Below are 12,034 nucleotides of genomic sequence, written 5' to 3' on the forward strand. Positions count from 1 at the left end.
CATCTAATTTTTTAAAACGACTAGAAGACAAATTAGGATTTAAAGTTAAACTAGTACAAACAGACAATGGAATCGAATTTGTTAACGATCAGGATATTACAAATAAAAAGACCAGATTCGAAAAGTATTTAGAAAAACTAGATATAAAACACAAGCGCACACGCCCATATTCACCATGGCAAAATGGCATAGTAGAGCGAAGTCATAGAATAGATAATGAATTATTTTACAGTAGAAGAAGATTTAAAAGTTACAAGCAGATGGAAAAGTCATTTATAAGATATAGTAAAAGATACAATAATATAGCAAGAAAAATCCTAAATTATAAGACTCCAAATGAAATAGTTGGAGAGTATTTCTCTAAAAATGCTGCTTAAGATGATATTACCAATAATTATTTAATCAAGGATCGCTATCGCTTTCCTCCTTGACAAAATAATTATTAGTAATTTTTTAAAACCACAGCATTATTCAGAGAAAATTTTTCAGAGGTCTGTGTCACATATGTTTGACTTCTCCAGAAAAAATATATAAATGAAAAATAAAACTCCTTGACATATTGAATATGCTATGGTAGTATATGTAGATGCTATAATGTTCGAGAAAATATGTCTTGTTGTATAAATAATCGCAGATATGTCAATATTATAATATATTTGTTATACGTTAGCATTACCAAAAGTATCCATTTGCTTTTGGCTATTTTAGTTTAATAAGGGGTGAATTATTAATGGTACATCCTGTTACATACGGAAAACGAGTCAGGATGAGTTATTCCCGTATTAATGAAGTGTTAGATTTACCAGATTTAATAGAGGTACAAAGATCTTCCTATGAATGGTTTCTAGAAGAGGGGTTAAGGGAAGTATTCGAAGATATTTCCCCTATACAGGACTATACCGGAAATTTAATCTTGGAGTTTGTTGATTATTACATTAATGAAGAACCTAAATATAGCGAAGATGAAGCTAGAGAAAGGGATGCAAATTTTTCAGCACCATTAAAAGTAAAGGTACGTCTCATAAATAAAGAAACAGGAGAAGTAAAAGAACAAGAGGTTTTTATGGGAGACTTTCCCCTAATGACAGAAAAGGGAACATTTATTATCAATGGTGCGGAAAGAGTAGTAGTAAGTCAATTGGTTAGATCTCCAGGAGTATATTATTCAGAGGAAATTGACAAGGTAGGAAAGAGGCTCTATTCTGCAACAGTTATTCCAAATAGAGGTGCGTGGCTTGAATATGAGTCGGATTCTAACGATATCGTCTATGTTAGAATTGATAGAACGAGGAAACTTACTATTACCACATTATTAAGGGCATTAGAGATTAGCACCAATGCCGAAATAATTGAAGTTTTAGGAGAAACAGAGCAAGCTTTAAGAACTTTAGAGAAAGATAATACTAGCACAGAGGAAGAAGCTCTAATTGAAATATATAAAAGGCTGAGACCAGGAGAACCACCAACTGTTGAAAATGCTAAGTCTTTATTAAATAATTTATTTTTTGATCCCAAAAGATATGATTTGGCAAAGGTTGGAAGATATAAGTTTAACAAGAAATTAGCCCTATATAATAGGATTGTAGGGAAAAAAGCTGCAGAAGACATTAAAGATTTAGAAACTGGCGAATTGTTTGTAGCTAAAGGAGAAAAGATTACAAGACAAATAGCTATTGATATCGAAAATAGTGGAATAAACAAGGTTGATATTATATTGGATGATGGGAAGGTTATTCGAGTTGTAGGTAACCACTTTGTTGATAAGAAAGCTTTTAACCTTCCATTTTCTTTGGAAGAATTAGGATTAAAAGAAAAGGTTTATTATCCTGTTATGAAAGAGTTAATCGAAACTTATGAGGATCCAGACGAATTAAAGGAAGCTATTAAAGAAAGAATCAGAGAAATTTCCCCAAAACATATAATTCGTGACGATATAATTGCAAGTATAAACTATGAATTCAACTTATTTAATGGTATAGGTATGACTGACGATATAGATCATTTAGGTAATAGGAGATTGCGTTCAGTAGGGGAGCTTTTGCAAAATCAATTTAGAATAGGATTGTCTAGAATGGAAAGGGTTGTAAGGGAAAGGATGACAATCCAGGATATAGATGTGGCGACTCCCCAAGCCTTGATAAATATAAGGCCAGTAGTAGCCTCTATCAAGGAATTTTTCGGCAGCAGTCAATTATCCCAATTTATGGATCAAACTAATCCTTTAGCTGAACTGACTCATAAAAGAAGAATGTCAGCTCTAGGCCCAGGTGGATTAAGCAGAGATAGGGCAGGATTCGAAGTTAGGGACGTACACCATTCCCATTATGGTAGAATGTGTCCTATTGAAACTCCAGAAGGACCCAATATTGGTCTTATAACTTCCTTAACTACCTATGCTAGGATAAATGAATATGGATTCCTAGAAGCGCCCTATAGAAAAGTAGATAAGGAAAGGGGAGTAGTATTAGATGAAATTGAGTATTTAACTGCTGATGTGGAAGATGAGTTTATCATAGCTCAATCTAATGAACTATTAGATGAGGAAAGTAGATTTGTAAACAAAAGAATAATTGCGCGAGGAAAAGATGGTGTAATAGACATATATCCAAGCAATGAAGTGGATTATATGGATGTTTCACCTAAACAGATCGTGTCTGTAGGTACAGCCATGATCCCCTTCTTAGAAAACGATGACGCCAACAGGGCCTTAATGGGTGCCAACATGCAACGACAGGCAGTTCCATTGCTAAAGACGGAGGCTCCCATAATTGGAACTGGTATAGAATACAAAGCAGCACGAGATTCGGGAGTTGTTGTAATTGCTAGAAATCCAGGCACTGTAGTAAAGGTAAGTTCTAGCGAAATACTAATAAAGAGAGATGAAGATGGGCAGATTGATAAATATAAATTATTAAAGTTCAAACGTTCTAATCAAGGGACTACAATAAATCAAAGACCTATCGTTAAAAGGGATGAAAGAGTAGAAAAAGGCCAAGTCATTGCTGATGGACCGAGTACAGATTTAGGAGAAATTGCATTAGGTAAAAACCTATTAGTTGCCTTTATGACCTGGGAAGGTTATAACTATGAGGATGCCATACTTATAAATGAGAAGTTGGTCATCGATGATACTTTAACATCTATCCATATTGAAGAATATGAATCAGAAGCAAGGGATACAAAACTAGGCCCAGAGGAGATTACAAGAGATATTCCCAATGTGGGAGAAGACATGCTCAAGGATTTAGATGAACAAGGTATTATTAGGATAGGTGCTGAAGTTAAGTCGGGGGATATTTTAGTAGGAAAAGTGACACCAAAAGGAGAGACGGAGTTAACAGCAGAAGAAAGATTATTAAGGGCTATATTTGGTGAAAAAGCAAGAGAAGTTAGAGATACATCTTTAAGAGTACCCCATGGAGAAGCTGGGATAGTTGTAGATGTAAAGATATTTTCTAGGGAAAACGGTGATGAATTGTCTCCGGGAGTTAATCAAATGGTAAGAGTATATGTGGCAACGAAACGAAAGATAAGCGTAGGGGACAAAATGTGTGGACGTCATGGAAACAAAGGTGTTGTATCTAGAATACTCCCTGAAGAGGATATGCCTTATTTACCCGATGGAACACCAGTAGAAATAGTATTAAATCCATTAGGGGTGCCTTCACGAATGAACTTAGGTCAAGTTTTAGAGGTGCATTTAGGATTAGCGGCTAAAAAGCTTGGATGGCATGTAGCTACACCTGTATTCGATGGTGCAAGTGATCAGGATATACTTGATGCACTTCAAATGGCAGAATACCCTACTAGTGGCAAGATAGAGTTAAGGGATGGAAGAACAGGGGATTTTCTAAATAATCCTGTAACCGTAGGATATATGTATATGCTAAAGCTACACCATTTAGTTGACGATAAGATTCATGCTAGATCTACAGGTCCCTACTCTTTAGTTACTCAACAGCCTCTTGGTGGAAAAGCTCAATTTGGAGGCCAAAGGTTTGGTGAAATGGAGGTTTGGGCATTGGAAGCCTATGGTGCAGCCCATACTTTACAAGAAATATTAACGGTCAAATCTGATGATGTAGTAGGTAGAGTAAAGACTTATGAAGCCATTGTAAAAGGAGAAAATATACCTGAACCAGGTGTTCCAGAATCCTTTAAGGTTTTAATAAAGGAATTACAGAGTTTGGCTTTAGATGTAAAGGTATTATCTGAGGAAGACGACGAAATAGAGATAAAAGAATCCGTTGATGACGATATTGCAGATTTGGAATTGATGGGTGACGATTTAATCGAGGATAGGTTTTTGAATGAAGAGGAAGAAGAAGGGGAATTAAATAGTAGATTCATAATTGAAGATGAAGAAGATGAAGAAGATGAAGATTTTTAAGGATATTCCATTATTATTTTATTATAGAAAGGAGAGATAGCTCCTTGTTTGAATTAAATACATTTGATTCAATAAAAATTGGCTTGGCATCTCCTGAGAAGATTAGACAATGGTCAAAAGGGGAAGTGAAAAAGCCAGAGACTATAAATTACAGAACTTTAAAGCCTGAGAAAGAGGGGCTCTTTTGTGAAAAAATATTTGGGCCTACTAAGGACTGGGAATGTCATTGTGGTAAATATAAGAGAGTTCGATATAAAGGTGTAGTATGTGACAGGTGTGGAGTTGAGGTAACTAAATCTAAGGTTAGAAGAGAAAGAATGGGGCATATAGAGTTGGCTGCCCCTGTATCCCATATTTGGTATTTTAAAGGTATTCCAAGTAGGATGGGGCTTATTTTAGATATGTCACCTAGATCTTTGGAAAAAGTATTATATTTTGCATCCTATATAGTTATAGATGGCGGTGATACTCCTTTATATGAGAAACAATTATTGTCGGAGCCAGAATTTAGGGAAGCCCAGGAGAAATATGGAAATAAATTTAGAGCATTAATGGGTGCGGAAGCCATAAAAGAATTGCTTTCAAAGATAGACTTAGATGAAGAGGCCAAGGATTTGAGGCTCCAGCTTAAATCTGCCACAGGGCAAAAGAAAATAAGAATTATTAGAAGATTAGAAGTTGTAGAGGCATTTAGATCTTCTGGTAATAGGCCAGAATGGATGATATTAGATGTTATTCCTGTTATACCACCAGATTTAAGACCTATGGTCCAACTAGATGGAGGTAGGTTTGCCACTTCAGATTTAAATGATCTATACAGGAGGGTTATTAATAGAAATAATCGACTAAAAAGGTTATTAGATTTAGGAGCGCCTGATATAATTGTTAGAAATGAAAAGAGAATGTTACAAGAAGCAGTAGATGCATTGATCGACAACGGACGTAGAGGCAGGCCAGTAACCGGACCTGGGAATAGACCTCTTAAATCCTTATCCGATATGTTAAAAGGAAAACAGGGTAGATTTAGGCAAAACTTACTTGGTAAACGGGTAGATTATTCTGGGCGTTCTGTTATAGTGGTAGGGCCAGAATTGAAGTTTTACCAATGTGGTTTACCCAAAAAAATGGCATTGGAGTTATTCAAACCTTTTGTAATGAAAAAATTGGTTCAAGAAGGATATGCCCATAATATTAAATCTGCTAAGCGAATGGTAGAGAGAATGAAACCGGTGGTATGGGATGTTTTGGATGAAGTAATAAAGGACCATCCTGTACTATTAAACAGAGCACCTACCCTTCATAGATTAGGTATTCAAGCCTTTGAACCTGTGCTGGTAGAAGGGAAGGCTATAAAACTACATCCTCTTGTCTGTACTGCTTATAACGCAGACTTTGACGGAGACCAAATGGCTGTACACGTGCCCTTATCTACCGAGGCGCAAGCAGAGGCAAGGCTTTTAATGTTATCTGTAAACAATATTTTGGCACCAAAAGATGGAAAGCCAATAACAACCCCAACCCAGGACATGGTTCTAGGTAGTTATTATTTAACTGTTGAAAATCCAGGAGAAAAAGGGGAAGGAAAGGTATTTAAAGATTATGATGAAATGTTACAGGCATATTATAATGGAGATGTAGGAGTACATGCTAGAGTAAAGGTAAGAAGAAAAATAGATGAAAATGACAGAGGTGTACTAGTAGAAAGCACAGTAGGAAGATTTATATTTAACGACAGCATACCGCAAAACTTAGGCTTTGTAGATAGGAGAACAGATAAATACTCTTTAGAGATCGATAGATTGGTAGACAAAAAAATCTTAGGGAATATAATTGAAAAATGCTATAGGAAACATGGGAATACGGTAACAGCTGCAGTTCTAGATAGGATTAAAGAACTGGGATTCCATTATTCAACAAAAGGTGCTATTACCATAAGCATGGGGGATATTATTGTGCCAGAGAAGAAGATGGAATTATTAGGAAAAGCTGAAGAAGAAGTTGACAAATTTGAAAAATCCTATAGAAGAGGACTGATTTCAGACGAAGAAAGGTATGAAAAGGTAATCGAGATATGGAATAGGACTACAGAAGAGATAACAGAGGCATTAATGGATGAGCTAGATCATATGAACAATATCTTTATAATGGCTCATTCAGGGGCAAGAGGTAGTAAGAACCAGATTAGACAGTTGGCTGGTATGAGAGGTTTAATGGCTAGTGCTTCAGGAAAAACCATAGAAATACCAATAAAATCTAATTTTAGGGAAGGGTTAGATGTGTTAGAATTCTTTATATCAACCCATGGTTCAAGGAAGGGCCTGGCAGATACAGCTCTAAGAACTGCTGACTCTGGTTATTTGACAAGGCGATTAGTTGATGTAAGTCAGGATGTCATAGTTAGGGAAGAAGAATGTGGCACAGATCAATATCTAGTTGCAAAAGCCTTTAAGGATGGAAAAGAAGTAATAGAAGATCTAAAGGATAGAATAATTGGCAGGTATTCAGTGGAGGACATAATAGACCCTGAAACTAATGAAATAATAGTAAAAAAAGATAATATTATTACTGAGGATATAGCTGAAAGTATAGAAGAAGCAGGAATAGAAGAGGTAAAGGTAAGGTCGGTACTAGGGTGCAAGACACGCCATGGAGTGTGTGCTCACTGTTATGGAAGAAATCTGGCTACTGGAGATCCAGTAAATGTGGGAGAAGCTGTAGGAACTATAGCAGCCCAATCTATTGGAGAACCGGGAACCCAACTTACAATGCGTACTTTCCATACCGGAGGAGTAGCTGGTGCTGACATTACTCAAGGTTTACCAAGAGTTGAAGAATTATTTGAAGCTAGGAAGCCTAAAGGACTTGCTATTATATCTGAAATATCAGGAGAGATAAGCATAAATGAAACTAAAAAGAAAAAAGAAGTAGTAGTTACATCTAAAGATGGGGAAAGTAAGGCTTATAGTATAAATTACGGTTCTAGGTTAAAGGTAAGGCCTGGAGACTTTATCGAGGCAGGAGACGAAATCACTGAGGGGTCTGTAAATCCTCATGATATATTGAAGATTAAAGGTGTTCAAGGAGTACAAAACTATCTTGTGAAAGAAGTACAAAGGGTATATAGACTCCAAGGGGTAGATATAGCAGATAAACATATTGAAATAATAGTAAGACAGATGTTAGGAAAGGTCAAAATCGAAGACTCAGGGGATACGGAACTGTTACCTGGAAGTTTAGTAAGCCTTCATGATTTTGAAGATATTAATAGAAAAGCAATAGAAAATGGAGAGACGCCTGCTGTAGGTAGAAGAACTTTACTAGGTATAACCAAAGCTTCACTAGCTACAGAATCTTTCCTATCTGCAGCTTCCTTCCAGGAGACTACAAGGGTATTAACGGAGGCGGCCATAAAAGGAAAGGAAGACCATCTCATAGGCTTAAAGGAAAATGTAATAATAGGTAAATTGATTCCTGCAGGAACAGGAATGAGAAGATACAAAAATATAGATATAGTCTACGAAGATGTAGAGGAAATAATGGACTTAGAAGAAAATATTGTTGACACTGAAAATAACTGATGGTAGAATATATAAGTGTGCAAATTTAAAGTGGACTCTTTTGATGACATGCAGATTATGTGGACATTAATGTCCACATAATCTTTAAAGTGTTTAAAAAGGGGGAAGAAACTTATGGTATCCAAGTTAAACACAGATAAAAAGGTAGTTGGAACTAAACAAGTGAAAAGGGCATTGATGAGTGGAAAAGCAAAAACAGTATATATAGCTAAAGATGCAGATGATAGAATAAAAAATGAAATAACTACTGTTTGCAATGAAAAACATATTCCAATAGTTTATATTGAAACTATGGAAGAGTTGGGGAAAAATTGTAAGATAGATGTTAGTGCAGCTAGTGCTGCATTACTAAAATAATATTATCCATAGAAGGAGGTGGAATAATGCCAACAATTAATCAATTGATTAGAAAAGGTAGGAAAAAGGTTGTATATAAATCTAAATCTCCAGCATTGGGTATCAACTTTAACTCACTAAAAAAGGAAGCAAATACAGTCCATTCACCACAAAAAAGAGGAGTTTGTACAGCGGTTAGAACTGTTACTCCTAAGAAACCTAACTCGGCTTTGAGAAAAGTTGCAAGAGTTAGACTTACAAATGGAGTCGAAGTAAATGCATATATACCTGGAGTTGGTCACAATCTACAAGAACACAGTGTTGTTTTAATTAGAGGTGGAAGAGTAAAAGACCTTCCAGGTGTTAGGTACCATGTAATTAGGGGTACTTTAGATACTGCAGGAGTAGAAGATAGAATGCAATCTAGATCCAAATATGGGGCTAAAAGGCCTAAAAAGTAGTAATTGTGCTGACGATGCATGGAATTATTCCATTTAATCTATAGATGCATTAAGCGCACAGCGGCAGAACAAATCTGTCGAGTACCAATGAATTTACTTCATATAGTTAAGGAGGGAAGCAAAGTGCCTAGAAAAGGATATGTGGCTAAAAGAGAGGTTGCACCAGATCCTATATACAATGATATAGTAGTGACTAAACTTATTAACAATATCATGCTTGATGGTAAAAAGGGAATTGCTCAAGGTATTGTATATGGTGCCTTTGAACATGTAGCAGAAAAAACTGGTGAAGACCCTTTAGAAGTATTTTATAAAGCCATGAATAATATAATGCCAGTATTAGAGGTTAAAGCTAGACGTATTGGTGGAGCAACATACCAAGTTCCAGTTGAAGTAAGGCCAGAAAGAAGAGAAACTCTAGGATTACGTTGGCTTGTACGATACTCTAGAGCAAGAGGAGAAAAGACTATGGTAGAAAGATTAGCTAGAGAGATAATGGATGCAGCCAATAATACTGGTGCAAGTGTTAAGAAAAGAGAAGAAACTCATAAGATGGCAGAAGCAAACAAGGCATTCGCACATTATAGATGGTAGATTACGGATGGTAGTCTGTTAACAGTAAACGTGTGGAGGGGGACATAGAATCAGGAAGGAGGAAATATTGTGTCCAGAAAATTTCCATTAGAGAAAACACGAAATATAGGAATAATGGCCCATATAGATGCAGGAAAAACAACTACCACAGAGAGGATATTGTTTTATACTGGAAAAATTCATAAAGTAGGAGAAACTCACGAAGGCGCCGCCCAAATGGATTGGATGGAACAGGAGCAGGAAAGAGGGATTACAATAACATCTGCCGCTACTACATGCCATTGGAGAGATCATAGGATCAATGTTATAGATACGCCAGGACACGTGGATTTTACTGTGGAAGTAGAAAGATCCCTTAGGGTGTTAGACGGTGCAGTAGCAGTATTTTGCGCTAAAGGAGGAGTAGAACCTCAATCAGAAACAGTTTGGAGGCAGGCAGATAAATATCAGGTTCCTCGAATGGCTTTCATCAACAAGATGGATATCGTTGGAGCAGACTTTTTCAGAGTAATAGATATGATTAAGGATAGATTAAAGGCCAATCCAGTCCCCATACAATTACCCATTGGAAAAGAAGACCATTTCGTAGGAGTTGTAGACTTGGTAAATATGAATGCCAGAATCTATAGAGATGATCTTGGAGAAAATATAGATGTAGTAGATATACCTGAAGATTTAAAAGATTTAGCAGAAGAATATAGGGAAAATCTTTTGGAAAAAATAGCAGAGTATGATGAGGATTTAATGATTAAATATCTCGAAGGGGAAGAGATAACCCCTGAAGAGATTATTAATGCAATAAGAACTGCTACAGTTAAGGTAGAAATTACTCCAGTTTTATGTGGTTCATCCTACAAAAACAAGGGAGTCCAACCTTTATTAGATGCAATAGTAGATTATTTACCTTCACCATTAGATATACCTTCAATAAAGGGCTTAGCTGTGGATTCAGATGAGACTGAAGAAAGACGTTCTTCTGATGACGAACCATTTTCTGCATTAGCATTTAAAATTGTAACAGACCCTTATGTAGGAAAGCTGGCTTATTTTAGAGTGTATTCAGGTACACTTGAATCAGGATCTTATGTATATAATCCTATAAAGGGCAAAAGAGAAAGAATAGGTAGAATTCTTTTAATGCATGCTAATAAAAGAGAAGAAGTCAAAGAAGTTTATGCAGGGGATATTGCAGCAGCAGTTGGACTTAAGGATACTTCTACAGGAGATACATTATGCGATATAGACAATCCAATTATATTAGAAACTATGGAATTCCCAGAACCTGTTATAGAAGTAGCTATTGAACCAAAGACAAAAGCAAGTCAAGAAAAGATGAGCATAGCTTTGGCAAAACTAGCAGAAGAAGACCCTACATTTAGAACTTTCACCAATGAGGAAACAGGCCAAATTATAATCGCTGGAATGGGGGAACTACATTTAGAAATAATTGTAGATAGACTTCTTAGAGAGTTTAAGGTAGAAGCCAATGTGGGTAATCCTCAAGTAGCTTACAAAGAATCCATATCAGCTTCCGCTGAAGTCGATACAAGATATGTAAGACAATCTGGCGGTCGTGGTCAATATGGGCATGTTAAAATTAGAATTGAGCCCCAAGAACCTGGGGCAGGCTATGAATTTGTTAACAATATAGTAGGAGGGGTTATACCAAAAGAGTATATACCTTCTGTGGATAATGGAATTCAGGAAGCTATGCAATCGGGTATTATTGGAGGCTATCCAGTGGTAGATGTTAAAGTCACCCTATATGATGGATCATACCATGAGGTTGACTCTTCAGAGATGGCATTTAAAATTGCAGGTTCTATGGCCTTCAAACAGGCTATGGAAAAGGCAAAACCTATTTTATTAGAACCAATAATGAAAGTAGAGGTCATTATGCCTGAAGAGTATATGGGTGATGTAATAGGAGATATTAATTCAAGACGAGGCAGAATAGAGGGAATGGAACCAAGAAGTGGCGTTCAGGTAGTAAGAGGTTATGTACCGCTGGCTGAAATGTTTGGTTATGCCACAGATCTCCGTTCCAACACTCAGGGTAGAGCGGTTTATTCAATGCAATTTGATCACTATGAACCAGTGCCAAGTAGCATTGCAGAAAAAATTTTAGGCCATAAATAACCAAAAACAACAATTACTTAAGGAGGAATAGGAAATGGGAAAAGCAAAATTTGAAAGGACTAAACCTCACGTAAATATAGGAACAATAGGTCACGTAGACCACGGTAAGACTACATTAACAGCAGCAATAACTACAGTATTAAATAGAAGATTTGGTTCAGGGGAAATAATGAGCTATGACAATATAGATAAGGCACCTGAAGAGAGAGAAAGAGGAATAACAATCTCTACATCCCACGTAGAATATGAAACAGAAAACCGTCACTATGCACACGTAGACTGTCCAGGTCACGCTGACTATGTAAAGAACATGATTACAGGGGCAGCACAAATGGACGGAGCCATATTGGTAGTATCAGCAGCTGATGGTCCAATGCCACAAACAAGAGAACATATATTATTATCAAGACAAGTAGGAGTACCAAAGATAGTAGTATTCTTAAATAAAGCAGATATGGTAGACGATGAAGAATTAATCGAATTAGTAGAAATGGAAGTAAGAGAGTTGTTATCAGAATATGAATTCGATGGAGACA

8 protein-coding genes are annotated in these 12,034 nt (G+C 36.4%); all 8 read left to right on the forward strand.

Annotated elements, in window-relative coordinates; genetic code table 11:
* On the forward strand, positions 1–377 hold a 377-nt coding region (locus CUL_RS16330; protein WP_035142634.1), incomplete at its 5' end, for an integrase core domain-containing protein.
* Positions 378–730: 353 nt separating this feature from the next.
* Entirely contained in the window at positions 731–4,390 is a 3,660-nt protein-coding gene (gene rpoB, locus CUL_RS0100060; protein ID WP_025640185.1) for a DNA-directed RNA polymerase subunit beta, read from the forward strand.
* A 44-nt stretch (positions 4,391–4,434) separates the two neighbouring features.
* On the forward strand, positions 4,435–7,968 hold the full coding sequence (rpoC, locus tag CUL_RS0100065; RefSeq protein ID WP_025640186.1) for a DNA-directed RNA polymerase subunit beta': 3,534 nt from the start codon (positions 4,435–4,437) through the stop codon (positions 7,966–7,968).
* Positions 7,969–8,082: 114 nt separating this feature from the next.
* On the forward strand, positions 8,083–8,325 hold the full coding sequence (locus CUL_RS0100070) for a ribosomal L7Ae/L30e/S12e/Gadd45 family protein (protein ID WP_005583177.1): 243 nt from the start codon (positions 8,083–8,085) through the stop codon (positions 8,323–8,325).
* Between the two features lie 26 nt (positions 8,326–8,351).
* Complete coding sequence (rpsL, locus tag CUL_RS0100075) at positions 8,352–8,765, forward strand: 30S ribosomal protein S12 (RefSeq protein WP_005583178.1); 414 nt, start codon at positions 8,352–8,354, stop codon at positions 8,763–8,765.
* A 123-nt stretch (positions 8,766–8,888) separates the two neighbouring features.
* Positions 8,889–9,359: a 30S ribosomal protein S7 gene (gene rpsG / locus CUL_RS0100080; RefSeq protein WP_005583179.1), complete on the forward strand. Its 471-nt coding sequence runs from the start codon at positions 8,889–8,891 to the stop codon at positions 9,357–9,359.
* 69 nt (positions 9,360–9,428) lie between these two features.
* Positions 9,429–11,498 carry an elongation factor G gene (gene fusA / locus CUL_RS0100085; RefSeq protein WP_025640187.1) on the forward strand — a complete coding sequence of 690 codons (2,070 nt, stop codon included), beginning with the start codon at positions 9,429–9,431 and terminating at the stop codon, positions 11,496–11,498.
* A gap of 34 nt (positions 11,499–11,532) precedes the next feature.
* A partial coding sequence (locus tag CUL_RS16335) for a GTP-binding protein (protein WP_035142636.1) occupies positions 11,533–12,034 on the forward strand: 502 nt, incomplete at its 3' end.

Origin of the sequence: [Clostridium] ultunense DSM 10521 (genome assembly GCF_000511955.1) — a bacterium.
Lineage (GTDB): Bacteria > Bacillota > Clostridia > Tissierellales > Tepidimicrobiaceae > Schnuerera > Schnuerera ultunensis.

Coding starts and splice junctions, on each gene's coding strand:
- rpoB (WP_025640185.1), top strand. CDS start 731: ATGGTACATCCTGTTACATACGGAAAACGAGTCAGGATGAGTTATTCC.
- CUL_RS0100070 (WP_005583177.1), top strand. CDS start 8,083: ATGGTATCCAAGTTAAACACAGATAAAAAGGTAGTTGGAACTAAACAA.
- rpsL (WP_005583178.1), top strand. CDS start 8,352: ATGCCAACAATTAATCAATTGATTAGAAAAGGTAGGAAAAAGGTTGTA.